This window comes from Klebsiella sp. 18074 (genome assembly GCF_902705905.1).
Taxonomy (GTDB): domain Bacteria; phylum Pseudomonadota; class Gammaproteobacteria; order Enterobacterales; family Enterobacteriaceae; genus Klebsiella; species Klebsiella terrigena.
Genome location: NZ_CACSIS010000043.1, coordinates 1 through 18450, shown reverse-complemented (window position 1 = coordinate 18450; position 18450 = coordinate 1). Strand labels below are relative to the sequence as shown.

Sequence of the window (18450 nt, the reverse complement as noted above, 5' to 3'; positions counted from 1 at the left end):
ATAAGAATGAGACGACCGCGATAGATGTTTTCGACCTAATAGAGTGGTTCTGGGGGATGCATGGAATTTGCTATACAACTCATCATTATCTTAGTGTGTTTGTTTTATGGAGCCAGAAAAGGCGGGATTGCGCTGGGCCTTTTGGGCGGCATCGGGCTGGTTATTTTAGTCTTTGTCTTCCATCTTCAGCCGGGAAAACCGCCGGTTGATGTCATGCTGGTGATTATTGCGGTGGTAGCCGCCTCGGCGACGCTACAGGCTTCCGGCGGGTTAGACGTGATGCTGCAGATTGCCGAAAAGCTTCTGCGGCGTAATCCAAAGTACGTTTCAATCGTTGCGCCATTTGTCACCTGTACGCTGACGATCCTGTGCGGCACTGGCCACGTGGTCTATACCATCCTGCCGATTATCTATGACGTTGCGATTAAGAATAATATTCGTCCCGAGCGTCCTATGGCGGCCAGCTCCATTGGCGCACAGATGGGTATTATCGCCAGCCCGGTTTCCGTTGCGGTCGTTTCGCTGGTGGCAATGCTCGGTAACTTTACGTTTAACGGCAAGCACCTGGAGTTTCTCGACCTGCTGGCGATCACCATTCCTTCAACCCTGCTGGGCATTCTGGCGATCGGGATTTTTAGCTGGTTCCGCGGCAAGGATTTGGATAAAGACGAAGAGTTCCAGGCATTTATCGCGACGCCGGAAAACCGCCACTACGTCTACGGCGACACCGCAACGCTGCTGGACCGCAAGCTGCCGGCCAGCAACTGGGTGGCGATGTGGATCTTCCTGGCATCGATTGTCGTAGTCGCCCTGCTGGGCGCGTTTTCCGAGCTGCGGCCCGTATTCGACGGCAAGCCGCTGTCGATGGTGCTGGTTATCCAGATGTTTATGCTGCTTTCCGGGGCGCTGATCATCATCATCACCAAAACCAATCCGGCCTCTATTTCTAAAAATGAGGTATTTCGCTCGGGAATGATCGCCATTGTGGCGGTATACGGCATTGCATGGATGGCGGAGACCATGTTTGGCGCGCACATGTCGGAGATTAAGGGCGTGCTGGGCGAGATGGTAAAAGAGTATCCGTGGGCCTACGCTATCGTCCTGCTGATTGTATCCAAATTCGTCAACTCGCAGGCGGCGGCGCTGGCGGCGATTGTCCCGGTTGCGCTGGCGATTGGCGTCGACCCGGCCTATATCGTGGCGTCCGCGCCGGCGTGCTACGGCTATTATATTCTGCCAACCTACCCCAGTGACCTGGCCGCTATTCAGTTCGACCGCTCGGGGACGACCCGCATCGGCCGCTTTGTGATTAACCACAGCTTTATTCTGCCGGGGTTAATTGGCGTCAGCGTCTCGTGCGTATTTGGCTGGATATTTGCCGCGCTCTACGGATTTCTGTAATAAAAAAAGCAGGTGCCGAACGGGCACCTGCTGCATAAAGCGGTTTCATTTACTGCGGAATACGGCGATACAGTTCGATCATATCGGTCGCCAGATCCTGGATGACCATAGCGTTCATCAGGTGGTCCTGAGAGTGAACGGTAATCAGGTTGACCGGAAGCTTGCCGGACCCTTCATCCAGACCGATAAGCTGGGTCTGGATTTTGTGCGCGTGTTTCACAAATTCATGAGATTCTGCCATCGCCTGCTCGGCGGCGGCAAAATCACCTTTGCGCGCCAGCTGCAGTGCGGTTAATGCAGAGCTACGCGCAGAACCGGCGTTAACCAGCAGCTCCATAATGATCGTTTCTAAATCTTCCATCTCTTACTCCATCAACTTCAGGGCTTTATCCAGAACGGCATCGCCTTTCATCATGCCGTAATCCATCATATCGATAACGGCGACTTTTTTACCGAACGGATCGGCCAGCGCCTGCAGTTTCGCCTGCTCGTATTTCACCTGCGGGCCCAGCAGGATAATATCGGCAGCCGCCAGGTTGTCCTTAAATTCGGCCACCGGCACGGCTTTAATCGAGACTTCCACCCCTTTCTGCTGCGCGGCAGCTTGCATACGTTGAACCAGCATGCTGGTGGACATACCTGCGGCACAGCATAAAACGATATTCTTCATAGTTCGTCGCCTTTATGTTCCTTGATGTACCATCTTTAGCGCGGGCAGGGTGACGGAACAACCGCTTTGCAGCGATTGTGTGTAAGGCATCACAAAATAATGAAACCGGTTTCGGTTTGCGGTCTGAAAAGACAAAAAGCCCGCCGAAGCGGGTTTTACAAGGGTAGAGGCTTTAGGTTCTGACGATCTGATTCTTGCCCTGCTGTTTCGCTTTATAGAGCGCTTCGTCCACGCTGACCACCAGTTTATCCAGCGGCTCCATATTCCATTCGCCGAGGCCGGCACTGAAGGTTACGCTCAGCCCCTCTTCACGCCAGGTGCGCTGGGCAATCGTAATCCGCCAGCTTTCGAGCAGCGTATGGGCATGGGGGAGATGCTCTGCGGTAAATACCACGGCAAACGCCTCTCCGCCGTAGCGGTAGAGCGAAATCTGCAGCGGCTGCAGAATTTGCAGTCCTTCACGGGCGACGCTGCGCAGGACGATATCGCCGTTGAGGTGGTCCCAGGTATCGTTAATCGATTTAAAGTTATCGATGTCGACCAGCGCCAGGGCGAACGGCTGATGATCGTTCATCAGCGCCGCGATGTCGCTATCGAAGGCGCGGCGGTTTTTACAGCCGGTCAGGGCGTCGATGGTGGCCTGGCGCACGTAGGTGAGCTCGCGCTGCTTATTGTTTTCGATAGCCTTGCTCAGCATCGCTTCCAGCCGCGGGGCGCGCTGGACGTCGCCGGTCTTAATGGCGTTGATGATATTCATCAGCACCGTGCGCGAAGCGTGGCGCAGGTAGAGGCCGAACAGGATAATGACAATGGCGCCGAGGGCAAATCCCCAGGCGACAATATCGGTTTCATAGCGCGTCAGGTCGGCCAGCGTGGAATTGTGCACGCGGTAAATCACAAACCAGTCGGGATTAGTAAACGAATAGTAGTAATACCAGCTATCGCTGGCACTATCGTACAGCTGTCCCTCCGCGCTGGTCATATCATCCATCAGCTTGCTGCTGATATAGGGTTTAAAGAGGGCGCCAGGATCCGGGTGGAGTACCACTTTGCCGTCGCGCTGCACGACAAAAAACTCGCCCTGCACCGGCGCTACCATTTGCCGCAGCGCGTACCCCATCGACGTCAGATCCATATGGAAGGCGAGGCTGCCTTTGAGCCGTCCTTCCGGGGAGATGACCGGGCGATAGAGGGTGACGGTGGGATGATGGGTAAAGTAATCCAGATAGGGGCGGGTATAGAGACTGAAGGTACTGGCTTCCGCTTGTTTAATAAACCACGGCCTTGATTCAGGATTAAACGACCGGCTATCTTCCGTTTCCAGGACTTCAGGCGCCCGTAAATAGTGCGCCTGGGTATCCGCCAGCGAGACGGAAGATACGTTTTGCATCAGCGCCTGGAGCTGCATCAGCTCGCGTAAACCTTTTTGCGGATCGAGATTAACGGCGCTATTCAGCTCGTCGTTACGGGAGAAAAACGTGGTCGCGCTAGTGAGAATATAATCATTTTGGCGGAGCAGCGATTCGGTGTAGTTAATGGCCAGATTGTGGATGAAGTTGCGGTTAACGTGGTGATAGTCCTTAAGGAAATTTTTTTCTGAGTGGCAGTGACGAACGCTGCGATCAGTAAAAAACTGAGTAAAATCCCCGCAAACCCCACCAGAATCGGCGTAGTAAAAGAGAGTTTTCTGTTGTGACGAACCATGAGTCGTAAATCGTTCCAGAAGGTATAAACCGTAGGTTAATACGCAGGTTTAGCCAGCATGCCTGCCGAGCGAATCAGGTAACTATTCGTCAATTATAATCACGCTCTTCCAGGGCACGGGATTTAAATTCACCGGGGCTGGGGTTTTGCCCGCTCTCCATAGGCTGTCCGTATCGGTTATCCATTAAGGAGGCAGGGCGAAAATGAGGAAGAGAAATTATCGCCCTGGTCAGCGTCCGCTGCTGACAGGAGCAGAATAGGAAAACGGCAGAGGGTAAGCAATCTGCCGTTTTTGTTCTCGCGTTCAGGCCCGCAAACTGCTCAGGTCGTTACACTCCTCTTCAGGGCGACTGTGTAGCGCGTCCCAGCCAGCTATCCCAGTCTTTCCACACCGGCTGCAGCCCGCGAGCGACCAGCGCACTGGCGACCTCTTCGGGGCGACGGCCATCGTGAGGAGCAAACTGCTCCAGCTCGGGGTGATTATCGGCGTAGCCGCCGGGCTGCGTTTTTGAAAATGCGCTGACGTTGTTAATGGCCAGCGGGATCACCCGATCGCGGAAATCGGGGGATTCGCGGGTTGAAAGCGACAGCTCAACCTCCGGCGCCAGCAGGCGGAAGGCGCAGATGGTCTGCACCAGCTGGCGCTCATCCATCAGCGATGCCGGTTCGATCCCGCCGGCGCATGGCCGCAGTCGGGGGAAGGAGACCGAGTAGCGGCTGCGCCAGTAGTGCTGCTGGAGCCACAGCAGATGCTCGGCGACCATATAGCAATCTACGCGCCAGCTATCGGAGAGGCCAATGAGCGCGCCCAGGCCGATCTTATCGATCCCCGCCTCGCCAAGGCGATCCGGCGTATCCAGACGCCACAAGAAGTCCTGCTTCTTCCCCTTCAGATGATGCTGGGCGTACATGCTTTCATGATAGGTTTCCTGATAGACCATCACGCCGTCCAGGCCGAGCGTTTTCAGCTCGGCGTACTCTTCGGTGCTCAGCGGCTGCACCTCCATTTGCAGCGAGGAGAACCGGCTGCGGATCGCCGGCAGATGCTCGCGAAAATAGTCCATCCCCACTTTGCCCTGATGTTCACCGGTGACCAGCAGCAGATGCTCAAAGCCCATCTGGCGGATGGCGGCGCATTCGCGGGTAATTTCGTCGCTATCCAGCGTCTTGCGTTTGATGCGGTTGCTCATCGAAAAGCCGCAGTAGGTGCAGTCGTTCGCGCACAGGTTAGAGAGATAGAGGGGAACGTAGAAGCTGACGGTGTTGCCAAAGCGCTGGCGGGTCAGGCGCTGCGCGCGCTGCGCCAGCGGCTCGAGATAGCCGGCGGCGGCGGGGGAGAGCAGGGCCATCATATCGTCGCGAGTAAGCTGTTTTGCTGCTATCGCCCGCTCAACGTCGGCTGGGGTTTTGCTGTTGATGCGCAGGCGGATATCATCCCACTCCAGCTGCTTCCAGCGGTCGCTAAAGGTACTCATGCCAGCGCCTCCAGAAAACCGGTCAGCGGGCTGGTGGCCTGCGCCAGGGCGCTGCGCGCGCCGGGTCCGGCCTGACGGGCCAGCAGGCCTGCTTCTACCGCCAGACGAAACGCGCGCGCCATGGTCACTGGATCGTCGGCGACGGCGATTGCGGTATTCACCAGCACCGCGTCGGCGCCCATCTCCAGCGCCTGCGCCGCATGGCTGGGCACGCCAATACCGGCGTCAACGACCACCGGTACTCTGGCCTGGGCGATAATGATTTCCAGCATGGCGCGGGTTTCCAGCCCCTGATTCGAGCCGATGGGCGCACCGAGAGGCATCACCGCCGCGCAGCCCGCCTCCTCCAGCCGCTTACAAAGCACCGGGTCGGCGCCGCAGTAGGGCAGAACCACGAAACCTTCCCGTACCAGGATCTCCGCCGCCTTCAGGGTTTCGATGGGGTCCGGCAGCAGCCAGCGCGCGTCAGGATGGATCTCCAGCTTCAGCCAGTGGGTGCCCAAGGCTTCCCGCGCCAGGCGGGCGGCGAACACGGCCTCTTCCGCCGTTTTGGCGCCTGACGTATTCGGCAGCAGGCTAACGCCGGCGGCCAGTAAAGGCGCGAGGATCGCATCATTGTGCTGACGTAAATCGACGCGCTTCATCGCCAGCGTCACCAGCTGGCTTCCCGAGGCGCGGATCGCCTCGACCATGCGTTCCGGTGCGGAAAATTTCCCGGTACCGGTAAAAATGTGTGAGTCGAACGTTTTGTCTGCGATACGTAACATGTCAGCCTCCGGCGATAACCTGAAAAAGCAGGACCCGATCGCCTTCCTGCAGAAGATGGTGATCCCACCGCTCGCGCGGCAGAACCTGTTGATTGAGCGCCAGCGCGATGCCCGCCTGCTGCTGTTCCAGCTGAGCGAGCAGGGCGGCGACGGTGAGCGCATCGGCGCAGCGGAGCGGCTCGTCGTTAAACCAAATCTGCATGTTGTCCTCCGCATACTGGACAGCTCTGCGCCCGCTGTAGCGCCAGGCTGCGCCAGGCGCTGGTACGGGCGTCAAACAGCCGTAGCGTATTACGCGGCGTGACCATGCCGGAGAGCAGCTTGATCGCCTCCAGCGCCTGCAGCGTACCCATCATGCCGACCACCGGCCCGATAATGCCCGCGGTGCGGCAGCTGCGCTCGGGTTCGGCCGTATCCGGCCACAGGCAGCGATAGCAGCCCTGCTCCCACGGCGGGGTCAGAACCATCAGCTGCCCGCCAAGCCCGACGGCGCTGGCGGTAATTAACGGCGTTGTGCGGGTTACGCAGGCGGCGTTGATGGCCTGGCGGCTCGCCATATTATCGGTACAGTCCAGCACCAGATCGGCCTGCGCCACTTCAGCCAGCAGCGCTTCGCCGCTCAGCCGCTGCTGCAGGGGGATAACATCGATTTGCGGATTGAGCCGCGCCAGCCGCTGGCGGGCGGCCGTCGCTTTCGGTCGGGCAATGTCGTCGCTGGTGAACAAAATCTGCCGCTGCAGGTTGCTGACGTGAACATCGTCGTCGTCGGCGAGAACCAGCGTACCGACGCCGGCACCCGCCAGATAGAGCGCCGCGGGGGAGCCGAGCCCGCCGAGTCCGACGATCAGTACCCGGCTGGCCAGCAGCTTCTGCTGGCCTTCGATGGCGATATCTTCCAGCATCAGCTGGCGGCTGTAGCGCATAAAATCGCTATCATTCATCGCCTGCTCCCGCCATTTCCAGCAGCTGCGCGGTGGCCTGCTGCCAGTCCGCCGCCTGGGTAATCGCGCTGACCACGGCAATGCTGCCAACGCCGGTGTCCAGTACCGACGGTGCGCGTTCGAGGCTGATGCCGCCGATGGCTACCGTCGGATAGTCCTGCAGACGGCCGATATGGTGGGCCAGCTGCTCCAGCCCCTGCGGCGCAGAGGGCATCTGCTTGGTTTGCGTCGGGAAAACGTGGCCTAATGCGACATACGAAGGGCGTGCCGCCAGCGCGACGTCAATCTCCATATCATCATGCGTCGAGACGCCGAGGCGCAGCCCGCCGTTGCGGATCGCACTCAGGTCCGTCGTTTCCAGGTCCTCCTGGCCGAGGTGCACGCCGTAGGCCTGATGCTTAATGGCCAGCTGCCAGTAGTCGTTGATAAATAGCCGGGCGTGATGCTGACGGCCGAGCGCGATAGCGGCGATAACGTCATCCTCAACGTCGGCCTCGCGCTTATCCTTGATTCGCAGCTGGATGGTGCGTACGCCCGCTTTCAGCAGACGTTCAATCCACGCCACGCTATCCACGACCGGGTAGAGTCCTAAACGAAAAGGGACGGGTGGAAAATCGGGTTGATACATCAGGCTTGCTCCTTACGTAAATAGATTTCGCCGCCGCGGGCGCGGAAGTCCTGCGACATATCGGCCATTCCGCTTTCGATATCCTGGCGGGCGGCGTAGTCGCGCACTTCCTGGCTGATTTTCATTGAACAGAATTTGGGTCCGCACATGGAGCAGAAGTGGGCGACTTTTCCCGACTCCTGCGGCAGGGTTTCATCGTGCCAGGCGCGGGCGGTGAAGGGGTCGAGGGCGAGGTTGAACTGGTCCTCCCAGCGGAACTCAAAACGCGCTTTGGACATGGCGTTATCGCGGATCTGCGCCCCGGGATGGCCTTTGGCGAGGTCGGCGGCGTGGGCGGCGATTTTGTAGGTAATCAGCCCCTGCTTCACGTCCTCTTTGTTCGGCAGCCCGAGGTGCTCTTTCGGCGTCACGTAGCAGAGCATCGCGCAGCCAAACCAGCCGATCATCGCGGCGCCAATGCCGGAAGTGAAGTGATCGTAGCCCGGGGCGATATCGGTGGTTAACGGCCCGAGGGTATAGAACGGCGCTTCGTGGCAGTGCTCCAGCTCTTCGGTCATGTTACGGCGGATCATCTGCATCGGCACGTGGCCCGGGCCCTCAATCATCACCTGCACGTCGTACTCCCAGGCGATTTTCGTCAGCTCACCTAAGGTTCGCAGCTCGGCAAACTGCGCTTCATCGTTGGCGTCCTGGATAGAGCCGGGGCGCAGACCGTCGCCCAGCGATAGAGAGACGTCGTAGGCGGCGCAGATTTCGCAAATTTCGCGGAAGTGCTGATAGAGGAAGTTTTCCTGATGGTGCGAGAGGCACCATTTCGCCATGATCGAACCGCCGCGGGAGACGATGCCGGTGAGGCGTTTAGCCGTCAGCGGAACGTAGCGCAGCAGGACGCCGGCATGGATGGTGAAGTAGTCAACGCCTTGCTCCGCCTGCTCCAGCAGGGTATCGCGAAACGCTTCCCAGTTCAGATCCTCGGCAATGCCGTTCACTTTTTCCAGCGCCTGATAGATCGGCACCGTACCGATCGGCACCGGGCTGTTACGCAGGATCCACTCGCGGGTTTCGTGGATATAGCGGCCGGTGGAGAGATCCATCACCGTATCCGCTCCCCAGCGGGTTGACCACACCAGCTTTTCCACCTCCTCCTCAATGGACGAGGTGACGGCAGAGTTGCCGATATTGGCGTTAACTTTGACCAGGAAATTACGGCCGATAATCATCGGCTCCGACTCGGGATGGTTGATATTGGCGGGAATAATGGCCCGGCCGGCGGCCACTTCGTCACGGACGAACTCCGGGGTGATGTTGTCCGGCAGATGGGCGCCAAACCCCTCTCCCGGATGCTGGTGGCGCAGCGCTGCGCTACGAATGCGTTCGCGGCCCATGTTTTCGCGGATGGCGATAAACTCCATCTCCGGCGTGACGAGGCCCCGGCGGGCGTAGTGGAGCTGGGTGACGCGACGGCCTGCGGCGGCCCGCTTTGGCGTCAGCAGGCGGCTAAAGCGCAGCTCATCGAGGCCGTCATCGGCCAGGCGCTGCTGGGTATAGGCGGAGCTGCGATGGCTGAGCGGCTCGCTATCGTTACGCGCGTCAATCCACGGCTGGCGCAGTTTTGCCAGACCCTGATGGACATCGATCGCAATATCGGGATCGCCGTAGGGGCCGGAGGTGTCGTACACCGGGATCGCTTCGTTGTCTTCATAGCGCGGATTTTCTTTGCCGCCGCCGATAAGCGTGGGGCTGAGCTGGATTTCACGCATCGGGACGCGAATATTATCCTGCGAACCCTGAATGTAGATACGCTGTGAGTTGGGGAAGACCGAACCTTCAAGCGTGTCGATAAAGCGCTGGGCGCGTTCGCGCTGCTGTCGACGGGTCAGTTTTTCTGTAGACATAGCTCATTCCAGACGAAAGGAGATGGCTTGTCAGACGACGGATGGAGTAACAGATGCGTTTGGTCCTGGAGGGACGACCGCTCTTTGCAGTTTACTCTTGTTCCCTTCGCAGGTATTAGCCTGATCAGGTTCCGCGGATCCCGAATTAACGGTCTCAGCCTTTTCCACTTTATCCTTCGCGCTGCCTCTTCGTTGGCTTCGTCCGCTCACTCCGGTCACTTACTGATGTAAGTTCCTGGAGGTTCACTGACTTGCCACCTTGAGGCATCACGAATGCTTTTTGGAAAATGGGCACTCCGACAAGATAAAACCCCCTCCGGAGAGGGAGAATGTATGTAAACTACTCGCTAACGGCTCACAACTCAAGCAGTCGGCGCGATATTGTCGCTGATGCTGTCTTATAGGTCACGGCCAGGGCGATCAGCTTATCTTCAAGCGCAAAGCGCGCTTCCAGGGCTTCGCCGATATCCGAGAGCGCCTGCTGGAACTCGAGGTAGTTATCGTGATCGATAGCGTTTTCGAGGCAGGTGTCGTAATAATCCATAATCTGCTGGGTGTTGGCTTCCAGCTGTGGATAGAGCCTGGTGGCGGCCAAAAGTGGCGTATCGCCTTCCATTTCCCCGATAATACGTTCATAAATACTAAAATGACCGGATGAGAGGTAATCCACCAGGCTTTGGCAAAAGTTATCCAGCGACTTTTCATTAAGCCGCATAAATGACTCTTTGCCGGGTTTCAGGCCAACCAGCTTGTAGTAAGCCACGAGCAAATGCTTACGTACATGCAGCCAGCGATCGACCAGTTCATTACTGCCTCCAACACGTTCCGTTAGGTTTTCCAGCTGGTTTAACATGGTTGACTCCGCAAGATTAAGAAAAATAACGTTGCTCACCAAAATGTAAATATAATGTTAAAAGTGCCAGTAAAACGAAGGTAGTGCAATAGATATGGATCGTATTATTGAAAAATTAGATCGCGGCTGGTGGATCGTCAGTCACGAACAAAAATTATGGTTACCCGGCGGGGAATTACCACACGGCGAAGCGGTAAATTTTAATCTTGTCGGCCAGCACGCGCAGCATATTGGCGAATGGCAAGGCGACGCGGTGTGGCTGATACGCCAGGATCGTCGGCAGGATATGGGATCGCTGCGGCAGGTACTGGATCAGGATCCTGGCCTGTTTCAGCTGGCGGGCCGCGGTATTCAGCTGGCCGAGTTTTATCGCTCGCATAAGTTCTGCGGCTACTGCGGGCACCCGATGCACCCGAGCAAAACCGAATGGGCGATGCTGTGTAGCCACTGCCGCGAGCGCTACTATCCGCAAATCGCACCGTGCATGATTGTCGCCATTCGCCGGGAAGACTCTATCCTGCTGGCGCAGCATACCCGCCACCGCAACGGCGTGCATACGGTGCTGGCCGGCTTTGTTGAAGTCGGGGAGACCCTCGAACAGACGGTGGCGCGCGAGGTGATGGAAGAGTGCGGTATTAAGGTGAAAAACCTGCGCTACGTGACTTCTCAGCCCTGGCCGTTCCCGCAGTCGCTGATGACTGCCTTTATGGCGGAATACGACAGCGGTGAGATTGTCATCGATCGCAAAGAGCTGCTGGAGGCGGGCTGGTATCGCTACGACGATTTACCGCTTCTGCCGCCGCCGGGAACCGTGGCGCGCCGGCTGATTGAAGATACGGTGGCGATGTGCCGGGCCGACTATGAATGACGTGATACAATGATGGCCTGACGCATTGAAGGAACTGCAAAATGACCGAACTGAAGAACGATCGTTATCTGCGTGCGCTGCTGCGCCAGCCCGTTGATGTGACCCCGGTGTGGATGATGCGCCAGGCTGGCCGCTATTTACCGGAGTACAAGGCCACTCGCGCCGAAGCGGGCGACTTTATGTCGCTGTGTAAAAATGCCGAGCTGGCCTGCGAAGTGACGCTACAGCCTCTGCGCCGCTATGCGCTGGACGCGGCGATCCTCTTCTCTGACATTTTAACCATCCCGGATGCGATGGGGCTGGGTCTGTACTTCGAAACCGGAGAAGGCCCGCGCTTTACCTCACCGATTACCTGCAGGGCGGATGTCGATAAGCTGCCAATTCCCGATCCGGAAGATGAGCTCGGCTATGTTATGAACGCGGTGCGCACCATCCGCCGCGAGCTCAAAGGTGAGGTTCCGCTGATTGGCTTCTCCGGCAGCCCGTGGACGCTGGCGACCTATATGGTTGAAGGCGGTAGCAGCAAAGCCTTTACCGTGATTAAGAAGATGATGTACGCCGAGCCGAAGGCGCTGCACGCGCTGCTCGATAAGCTGGCCAAAAGCGTCACGCTGTACCTGAACGCCCAGATTAAAGCCGGCGCTCAGTCGGTGATGATTTTTGATACCTGGGGCGGAGTGCTGACCGGCCGTGATTATCAGCAGTTCTCGCTCTACTACATGCATAAAATCGTCGACGGCCTGCTGCGTGAAAATGAAGGCCGCCGCGTGCCGGTGACCCTGTTTACCAAAGGCGGCGGACAGTGGCTGGAGGCGATTGCGGAAACCGGCTGCGACGCGCTGGGCCTCGACTGGACAACCGATATCGCCGATGCGCGTCGTCGCGTTGGGCACAAGGTCGCGCTGCAGGGCAATATGGACCCTTCCATGCTTTACGCGCCCGCAGCCCGCATTGAGGAAGAAGTCGCTACCATCCTTGCCGGCTTTGGTCAGGGAGAAGGCCACGTCTTCAACCTCGGACACGGCATTCATCAGGACGTGGATCCTGCGCATGCTGGCGTGTTTGTGGAGGCGGTTCATCGGCTGTCAGCACAGTATCATCGCTAAGGAGCGACTATGGATTTGGCTTCTCTCCGTACCCTGCAGCGTGATTTAGCAGAATCGGTCATTCGTGAAGATCGGCTGGATCGCGATCCGCCGCAGCTGATCGGTGGCGCGGATGTAGGGTTTGAGCAGGAAGGAGAAGTCACCCGAGCGGCGATGGTGCTGTTGGCCTGGCCTTCGCTGGAGCTGGTTGAATATCAGGTGGCGCGCGTTGCTACCACCATGCCCTATATTCCCGGCTTCCTCTCCTTTCGTGAAACCCCCGCGCTGCTGGCAGCGTGGGAGCTGCTTTCGCAAAAACCGGATCTGCTGTTCGTCGACGGCCACGGCATTTCCCATCCCCGCCGTCTTGGCGTAGCCAGCCATTTCGGGCTGCTGGTGGATGTGCCCACCATCGGCGTGGCGAAAAAGCGCCTGTGCGGCAAATGCGACGCCCCGGGCGATGAGCCGGGGGCGCTGACGGCGCTGATGGATAAAAACGAACAGCTGGCGTGGGTTCTGCGCAGCAAGGTGCGCTGTAACCCGCTCTTTATCAGCACCGGCCACCGGGTTGGCCTGGATAGCGCCCTAATGTGGGTGGAACGCTGTATGAAAGGCTATCGCCTGCCGGAGCCGACGCGCTGGGCGGATGCGGTCGCATCAGAGCGCCCGGCGTTTATCCGTTGGCAAGCAAATCACGGCTGATTCAGGTAAACTGCGGCTAATTTCTGACTTCGAGAATTCATCATGTTACAAAACCCGATTCATCTGCGCCTGGAGAAGCTGGAAAGCTGGCAGCACGTCACTTTTATGGCCTGCTTGTGTGAGCGCATGTACCCTAATTACGCCATGTTTTGCCAGCAAACCGAATTTGCCGATGGCCAGCTGTATCGCCGTATCCTCGATCTGATCTGGGAAACGCTAACGGTCAAAGACGCGAAGGTGAATTTTGATAGCCAGTTGGAGAAGCTGGAAGAGGCGATCCCGGCGGCTGACGACTATGATATGTACGGCGTCTATCCGGCGATCGATGCCTGCGTCGCATTAAGCGAGCTGGTTCACTCGCGTCTGAGCGGCGAAACTCTCGAGCACGCCATTGAGGTGAGCAAGAGCTCCATTACCACCGTCGCGATGCTGGAAATGACCCAGGCAGGTCGTGAAATGACCGACGAAGAGCTCAAAGAAAACCCGGCGGTTGAACAAGAATGGGACATTCAGTGGGAAATTTTCCGCCTGCTGGCCGAGTGCGAAGAGCGTGATATCGAACTGATAAAAGGACTGCGCGCCGACCTTCGTGAAGCCGGTGAGAGCAATATTGGTATAAATTTTCAGCAGTGAGACCAGAAAACGTGATTTACCGCCTGAATTGTAGCGTCTGAAGGCTTCCATTCCGCCCCCCGTCTGGTCTACATTTGGAGGGCGAAAAAAAGTGGCTATCGGTGCGTGTATGCAGGAGAGTGTTTTTCAGCATTTCCGTCGCACTCGGTGCTTAGCAAGCGATAAACACATTGTAAGGATAACTTATGAACAAGACTCAACTGATTGATGTAATTGCGGACAAAGCTGACCTGTCCAAAGCACAGGCAAAAGCTGCCCTGGAATCTACCCTGGCTGCAATTACTGAGTCTCTGAAAGAAGGTGATGCTGTCCAACTGGTTGGTTTCGGTACCTTCAAAGTGAACCACCGCGCTGAGCGTACTGGCCGCAACCCGCAGACCGGTAATGAAATCAAAATTGCCGCTGCTAACGTGCCGGCGTTTGTTTCAGGCAAAGCACTGAAAGACGCAGTTAAGTAAGACCGCGTGGCAGTGTACAGTTTTACCGAAGGGGCCTTTAAGCCCCTTTTGTCTATCTGGCGTCGCATGCTGACGCTGGCAGGCGTACTGTTGCTCACTGCCTGCAGCCATGATTCCTCGCTCCCGCCTTTTACCGCCAGCGGCTTTGCTGACAACCAGGGAGCGATGCGTATCTGGCGCATGGATTCCAATGGCGAGGTGCACCTTCTCGCCGCTTTTAGCCCGTGGCGTCACGGCAACACTTCAACCAGTGAGTACCGCTGGCAGGGCGATCGGCTGACGCTGATTGAGCTCAACGTTTACGGCAAGACCACGGAACATATTCGCGCCCGCTTTGATGACCAGGGCGAGCTGAGCTTTATGCAGCGTGAAATTGACGGGCAAAAGCAGCAGCTCTCCAGCGACCAGGTCGCGCTCTACCGCTACCGGGCGACGCAGATCCGCCAGACCAGCGACGCGTTGCGTCAGGGCCGCGTTGTGCTGCGTCAGGGACGCTGGCACGCCGATCGGACCGTCACCACCTGTGAAGGGCAGACCGTTAAGCCCGACCTCGATGCCCGGGCGTTAGCCCATATTGCCCGGCGCCAGGATCACTCCTCCGTCGAGGTCAGCGTCGCGTGGCTGGAAGCCTCCGAAGGTTCGCAGCTGCTGCTGGTGGCAAACGAAGACTTCTGTACCTGGCAACCGCAGGAAAAAACCTTCTAACGCTATACCTGCGCGCTTCATACTCCGCTGTCCCCGATCCTCGTTAGCACCTGCCGTATATCGCGCCACCGATCCTTGTAGAACCGCACTCCGCGCGCGCCAAATAAAACGGGCGGCCGCAAAACTGAGGCCACCCGTTAATAAAGAAGGATGCGTAAATCCGGCAGTTGAAACGAGGCCGTTAGCTTTGCTCGCGAGCGATGGCGCGCCAGCCGATATCGTCACGGCTAAAGCTGCCGTTCCAGCGGATATCGGTAAGCAGCTCATAGGCACGCTGCTGCGCCTGGGCCACGCTATCGCCCAGCGCCGTTACGCACAGTACGCGGCCGCCGTTGGTGAGCACGCGCTGGTCGGCAGAAAGCTGGGTGCCCGCATGGAACACTTTGCCATCCGCCGCTTCTTCCTGCGGCAGGCCGAAGATCTCGTCGCCGGTGCTGTAGCTGCCCGGATAGCCGCCCGCGGCCACGACCACGCCGAGAGAGGCACGGCTGTCCCACTCTGACGTTTTCTCATCCAGCTTGCCGTCGCAGGCGGCGAGGCACAGCTCCACCATGTCCGACTTCATGCGCAGCATGATGGGCTGAGTTTCCGGATCGCCGAAGCGGCAGTTGAACTCGATTACCTTCGGGTTGCCCTGCTTATCGATCATCAGACCCGCGTAGAGAAAGCCGGTATAGGTATTGCCTTCCGCCGCCATCCCTTTGACCGTTGGCCAAATGATACGCTCCATGGTGCGCTGATGGACTTCATCCGTGACCACCGGGGCCGGTGAGTATGCGCCCATGCCGCCGGTGTTCGGGCCAGTATCGCCGTTACCGACGCGTTTGTGGTCCTGGCTGGTGGCCATCGGCAGCACGTGCTCGCCGTCAACCATGACGATAAAGCTGGCTTCTTCGCCGTCGAGGAACTCTTCGATAACGATACGGTGGCCCGCGTCGCCGAAGGCGTTGCCTGCCAGCATATCGTTAACGGCGGCCTCCGCCTCTTCGAGCGTCATGGCGACAATCACGCCTTTCCCGGCCGCCAGGCCGTCAGCCTTGATAACGATCGGCGCGCCTTTCTCACGCAGGTACGCAAGGGCAGGTTCAACCTCGGTAAAGTTCTGGTACTCGGCGGTGGGGATCTTGTGGCGCGCGAGGAAATCTTTGGTGAAGGCCTTAGAGCCCTCGAGCTGCGCGGCACCTTCCGTTGGGCCGAAGATTTTCAGTCCGGCGGCGCGGAAGGCATCGACGATGCCAATTACCAGCGGCGCTTCCGGGCCGACGATGGTCAGATCGATATTTTCGCGCTGCGCGAAGCCCAGCAGCGCCGGAATGTCGGTCACGCCGATAGCCACGTTCTGCAGCGCGGGCTCCAGGGCGGTGCCGGCATTACCCGGAGCCACATAAACGGTATCAACCAGCGGCGATTGCGCCGCTTTCCATCCTAACGCGTGCTCGCGCCCGCCGTTACCAATCACTAATACTTTCATGTGTTACTCCGTGAATTAATGGCGGAAATGGCGCATGTCGGTGAAGATCATTGCGATACCATGCTCGTCGGCAGCGGCAATCACCTCTTCATCGCGAATAGAGCCGCCAGGCTGGATCACGCAGCTCACGCCAACTGCCGCGGCCGCATCAATGCCGTCACGGAACGGGAAGAATGCGTCGGATGCCATTGCTGAGCCTTTCACTTCCAGGCCTTCGTCGGCGGCTTTAATTCCGGCAATTTTGGCGGAGTAAACGCGGCTCATCTGGCCTGCGCCTATGCCGATGGTCATATTCTCTTTGGCATAAACGATAGCGTTGGATTTGACGAACTTGGCGACTTTCCAGCAGAACAGCGCATCGCGCAGCTCCTGCTCGGTTGGCTGGCGTTTGCTGACCACGCGCAGCTCAGCGTTGGTGACCATGCCCAGATCGCGATCCTGCACCAGCAGCCCACCGTTAACGCGTTTGAAATCAAGGCCCGGTACGCGTGAGGTCCACTCGCCGCAGGTCAGGACGCGGACGTTCTGTTTCGCCGCGGTGATTTTCAGCGCCGCTTCGCTAGCGGACGGGGCGATGATCACTTCGACAAACTGGCGGGAGATAATAGCCTGCGCGGTTTCGGCATCCAGCTCGCGGTTGAAGGCAATAATGCCGCCGAATGCTGAGGTCGGGTCGGTTTTATAGGCGCGATCGTAGGCATCCAGCAGGGAATCGCTTACCGCAACGCCGCACGGGTTGGCGTGCTTGACGATGACGCACGCCGGCTCGCTGAACTCTTTCACGCACTCCAGCGCCGCATCGGTATCGGCAATGTTGTTATAGGAAAGCGCTTTGCCCTGCAGCTGCTGCGCGGTGGCAACGGATGCTTCCTTAATTTCTTCTTCTATATAGAAGGCGGCCTGCTGATGGCTGTTTTCGCCGTAGCGCATATCCTGCTTCTTAATGAAGTTCAGGTTCAGGGTACGCGGGAAGCGCCCTGAAGCCTCCTGAGTTTCACCATGATAGGCCGGAACCATGCTGCCGAAGTAGTTGGCAATCATGCTGTCATAGGCTGCGGTGTGCTCGAAAGCTTTAATAGCGAGGTCGAAACGGGTATCGAGAGTCAGAGAGCCTTCGTTGGCGTCCATCTCTTTAATAATAGCGGCGTAGTCGCTGCTCTTAACAACGATAGCGACATCTTTATGGTTCTTGGCCGCGGAGCGCACCATGGTCGGGCCGCCGATATCGATGTTCTCAACCGCATCTTCCAGCGAGCAGCCTTCACGAGCGACGGTCTGGGCAAACGGGTAGAGGTTAACGACGACCATATCAATAGGAGAGATAGCGTGCTGCGCCATGATCTCATCATCCTGCCCGCGACGACCCAGAATGCCGCCGTGTACTTTCGGATGCAGGGTCTTAACGCGTCCGTCCATCATTTCCGGGAAACCGGTGTAGTCAGAGACTTCGGTTACCGGCAGGCCTTTCTCCGCCAGCAGGCGTGCGGTACCACCCGTAGAGAGTAGCTCAACACCACGAGCGGAAAGAGCCTGCGCGAATTCGACGATACCGGCCTTATCAGAAACACTGAGCAGGGCGCGGCGGACTGGACGACGTTGTTGCATGGTATTAAATCCCCAGGATTTGAATATTACAGAGAGCGTTAGGTGAGTTTTTGCCTAAAAACTCACCTAACGCACCCAACCGGGCGTCCGTGTCATAGCGCGGCATTGTAACGAAAACGTTTGCGCAACGCTCGCGAATTTTTATCTTTCTCTTTGCAGGGGGAAATCTTTCCTTATCTCTCCTTATAGAAGGGTGCGGCGACGGCTTTTATAGAGAAGGAACGCCGACGGTCTGTGGATAATTCTGTGCGTAACAGGGTATAAACCGGGGTTTTGCTGGGGAATGCAGCAGTCAGTCATTTTTCTGCAATTTAACTATTGCGGGCGCTCGAGAACTCCCTATAATGCGCCTCCATCGACACGGCGGATGTGAATCACTTCACAGCAACTAGCCGGTTCGGTTGAAGAGAAAAAATCCTAAGTTAAGGGTTGACTCTGAAAGAGGAAAGCGTAGTATACGCCACCTCGCAACGGTGAGCGAAAGCCGCGTTGCACTGCTCTTTAACAATTTATCAGACAATCTGTGTGGGCACTCAAAGTGACATGGATTCTTAACGTCCTCGGACGAAAAATGAATACCAAGTCTCTG

17 protein-coding genes, 2 pseudogenes and 1 riboswitch are annotated in these 18450 nt (G+C 57.7%); of the genes and pseudogenes, 7 read left to right on the top strand and 12 right to left on the bottom strand.

What is annotated here, in order from left to right:
* Positions 1 to 60: 60 nt before the first annotated feature.
* Positions 61 to 1401: an anaerobic C4-dicarboxylate transporter gene (locus GVK32_RS26605; protein ID WP_041143543.1), complete on the top strand. Its 1341-nt coding sequence runs from the start codon at positions 61 to 63 to the stop codon at positions 1399 to 1401.
* A 49-nt stretch (positions 1402 to 1450) separates the two neighbouring features.
* Here GVK32_RS26605 and GVK32_RS26600 read toward each other — a convergent pair whose 3' ends face one another.
* From GVK32_RS26600 to rsd, 10 genes and pseudogenes are all read right to left on the bottom strand, one after another.
* Entirely contained in the window at positions 1451 to 1762 is a 312-nt protein-coding gene (locus GVK32_RS26600) for a PTS lactose/cellobiose transporter subunit IIA (RefSeq protein ID WP_041143544.1), read from the bottom strand.
* A 3-nt stretch (positions 1763 to 1765) separates the two neighbouring features.
* Positions 1766 to 2071 (bottom strand): PTS sugar transporter subunit IIB, encoded by a 306-nt coding sequence (locus GVK32_RS26595; protein WP_041143545.1) that lies wholly within the window; start codon positions 2069 to 2071, stop codon positions 1766 to 1768.
* A 172-nt stretch (positions 2072 to 2243) separates the two neighbouring features.
* Positions 2244 to 3775 (bottom strand): annotated as a pseudogene (locus tag GVK32_RS26590) (diguanylate cyclase domain-containing protein).
* A gap of 341 nt (positions 3776 to 4116) precedes the next feature.
* Entirely contained in the window at positions 4117 to 5250 is a 1134-nt protein-coding gene (gene thiH / locus GVK32_RS26585; RefSeq protein ID WP_159873710.1) for a 2-iminoacetate synthase ThiH, read from the bottom strand.
* Positions 5247 to 6017, bottom strand: coding sequence for a thiazole synthase (thiG, locus tag GVK32_RS26580; protein ID WP_159873708.1), 771 nt, complete (start codon positions 6015 to 6017; stop codon positions 5247 to 5249). Before thiG ends, thiH begins: the two co-directional genes overlap by 4 nt.
* Before the next feature lies 1 nt (position 6018).
* On the bottom strand, positions 6019 to 6219 hold the full coding sequence (gene thiS / locus GVK32_RS26575) for a sulfur carrier protein ThiS (RefSeq protein ID WP_045858019.1): 201 nt from the start codon (positions 6217 to 6219) through the stop codon (positions 6019 to 6021).
* A complete protein-coding gene (locus GVK32_RS26570) occupies positions 6203 to 6958 on the bottom strand; it encodes a HesA/MoeB/ThiF family protein (RefSeq protein WP_159873706.1) in 756 nt (251 codons plus the stop codon). The genes thiS and GVK32_RS26570 overlap by 17 nt, the downstream gene beginning before the upstream one ends.
* A complete protein-coding gene (thiE, locus tag GVK32_RS26565; protein ID WP_159873704.1) occupies positions 6951 to 7586 on the bottom strand; it encodes a thiamine phosphate synthase in 636 nt (211 codons plus the stop codon). Before thiE ends, GVK32_RS26570 begins: the two co-directional genes overlap by 8 nt.
* Positions 7586 to 9481 carry a phosphomethylpyrimidine synthase ThiC gene (gene thiC / locus GVK32_RS26560; RefSeq protein ID WP_159873702.1) on the bottom strand — a complete coding sequence of 632 codons (1896 nt, stop codon included), beginning with the start codon at positions 9479 to 9481 and terminating at the stop codon, positions 7586 to 7588. The genes thiE and thiC overlap by 1 nt, the downstream gene beginning before the upstream one ends.
* Positions 9482 to 9565: 84 nt before the next feature.
* A riboswitch (TPP riboswitch) is annotated at positions 9566 to 9790 on the bottom strand.
* Between the two features lie 53 nt (positions 9791 to 9843).
* Positions 9844 to 10334 (bottom strand): annotated as a pseudogene (rsd, locus tag GVK32_RS26555) (sigma D regulator).
* A 94-nt stretch (positions 10335 to 10428) separates the two neighbouring features.
* Here rsd and nudC point away from each other — a divergent pair.
* From nudC to GVK32_RS26525, 6 genes are all read left to right on the top strand, one after another.
* Entirely contained in the window at positions 10429 to 11202 is a 774-nt protein-coding gene (gene nudC / locus GVK32_RS26550; protein WP_041143554.1) for an NAD(+) diphosphatase, read from the top strand.
* 41 nt (positions 11203 to 11243) lie between these two features.
* Positions 11244 to 12308 (top strand): uroporphyrinogen decarboxylase, encoded by a 1065-nt coding sequence (gene hemE / locus GVK32_RS26545; RefSeq protein WP_041143555.1) that lies wholly within the window; start codon positions 11244 to 11246, stop codon positions 12306 to 12308.
* A gap of 9 nt (positions 12309 to 12317) precedes the next feature.
* Complete coding sequence (nfi, locus tag GVK32_RS26540; RefSeq protein ID WP_076948187.1) at positions 12318 to 12989, top strand: deoxyribonuclease V; 672 nt, start codon at positions 12318 to 12320, stop codon at positions 12987 to 12989.
* A 42-nt stretch (positions 12990 to 13031) separates the two neighbouring features.
* Positions 13032 to 13622: a YjaG family protein gene (locus tag GVK32_RS26535; RefSeq protein WP_041143557.1), complete on the top strand. Its 591-nt coding sequence runs from the start codon at positions 13032 to 13034 to the stop codon at positions 13620 to 13622.
* 185 nt (positions 13623 to 13807) lie between these two features.
* Entirely contained in the window at positions 13808 to 14080 is a 273-nt protein-coding gene (gene hupA, locus GVK32_RS26530) for a nucleoid-associated protein HU-alpha (RefSeq protein WP_004097675.1), read from the top strand.
* Between the two features lie 12 nt (positions 14081 to 14092).
* A complete protein-coding gene (locus GVK32_RS26525) occupies positions 14093 to 14785 on the top strand; it encodes a DUF1481 domain-containing protein (RefSeq protein ID WP_159873716.1) in 693 nt (230 codons plus the stop codon).
* 181 nt (positions 14786 to 14966) lie between these two features.
* Here the strand turns inward: GVK32_RS26525 and purD are convergent, their stop codons facing one another.
* Positions 14967 to 16256 (bottom strand): phosphoribosylamine--glycine ligase, encoded by a 1290-nt coding sequence (purD, locus tag GVK32_RS26520; RefSeq protein ID WP_159873699.1) that lies wholly within the window; start codon positions 16254 to 16256, stop codon positions 14967 to 14969.
* A gap of 15 nt (positions 16257 to 16271) precedes the next feature.
* Positions 16272 to 17861: a bifunctional phosphoribosylaminoimidazolecarboxamide formyltransferase/IMP cyclohydrolase gene (gene purH / locus GVK32_RS26515; RefSeq protein ID WP_159873698.1), complete on the bottom strand. Its 1590-nt coding sequence runs from the start codon at positions 17859 to 17861 to the stop codon at positions 16272 to 16274.
* Positions 17862 to 18450 lie beyond the last annotated feature (589 nt).

Excerpts from the sequence above, each read along its gene's own strand:
- GVK32_RS26605 (WP_041143543.1), top strand. The coding sequence starts at position 61 with ATGGAATTTGCTATACAACTCATCATTATCTTAGTGTGTTTGTTTTAT.
- GVK32_RS26600 (WP_041143544.1), bottom strand. The coding sequence starts at position 1,762 with ATGGAAGATTTAGAAACGATCATTATGGAGCTGCTGGTTAACGCCGGT.
- GVK32_RS26595 (WP_041143545.1), bottom strand. The coding sequence starts at position 2,071 with ATGAAGAATATCGTTTTATGCTGTGCCGCAGGTATGTCCACCAGCATG.
- thiH (WP_159873710.1), bottom strand. The coding sequence starts at position 5,250 with ATGAGTACCTTTAGCGACCGCTGGAAGCAGCTGGAGTGGGATGATATC.
- thiG (WP_159873708.1), bottom strand. The coding sequence starts at position 6,017 with ATGTTACGTATCGCAGACAAAACGTTCGACTCACACATTTTTACCGGT.
- thiS (WP_045858019.1), bottom strand. The coding sequence starts at position 6,219 with ATGCAGATTTGGTTTAACGACGAGCCGCTCCGCTGCGCCGATGCGCTC.
- GVK32_RS26570 (WP_159873706.1), bottom strand. The coding sequence starts at position 6,958 with ATGAATGATAGCGATTTTATGCGCTACAGCCGCCAGCTGATGCTGGAA.
- thiE (WP_159873704.1), bottom strand. The coding sequence starts at position 7,586 with ATGTATCAACCCGATTTTCCACCCGTCCCTTTTCGTTTAGGACTCTAC.
- thiC (WP_159873702.1), bottom strand. The coding sequence starts at position 9,481 with ATGTCTACAGAAAAACTGACCCGTCGACAGCAGCGCGAACGCGCCCAG.
- nudC (WP_041143554.1), top strand. The coding sequence starts at position 10,429 with ATGGATCGTATTATTGAAAAATTAGATCGCGGCTGGTGGATCGTCAGT.
- hemE (WP_041143555.1), top strand. The coding sequence starts at position 11,244 with ATGACCGAACTGAAGAACGATCGTTATCTGCGTGCGCTGCTGCGCCAG.
- nfi (WP_076948187.1), top strand. The coding sequence starts at position 12,318 with ATGGATTTGGCTTCTCTCCGTACCCTGCAGCGTGATTTAGCAGAATCG.
- GVK32_RS26535 (WP_041143557.1), top strand. The coding sequence starts at position 13,032 with ATGTTACAAAACCCGATTCATCTGCGCCTGGAGAAGCTGGAAAGCTGG.
- hupA (WP_004097675.1), top strand. The coding sequence starts at position 13,808 with ATGAACAAGACTCAACTGATTGATGTAATTGCGGACAAAGCTGACCTG.
- purD (WP_159873699.1), bottom strand. The coding sequence starts at position 16,256 with ATGAAAGTATTAGTGATTGGTAACGGCGGGCGCGAGCACGCGTTAGGA.
- purH (WP_159873698.1), bottom strand. The coding sequence starts at position 17,861 with ATGCAACAACGTCGTCCAGTCCGCCGCGCCCTGCTCAGTGTTTCTGAT.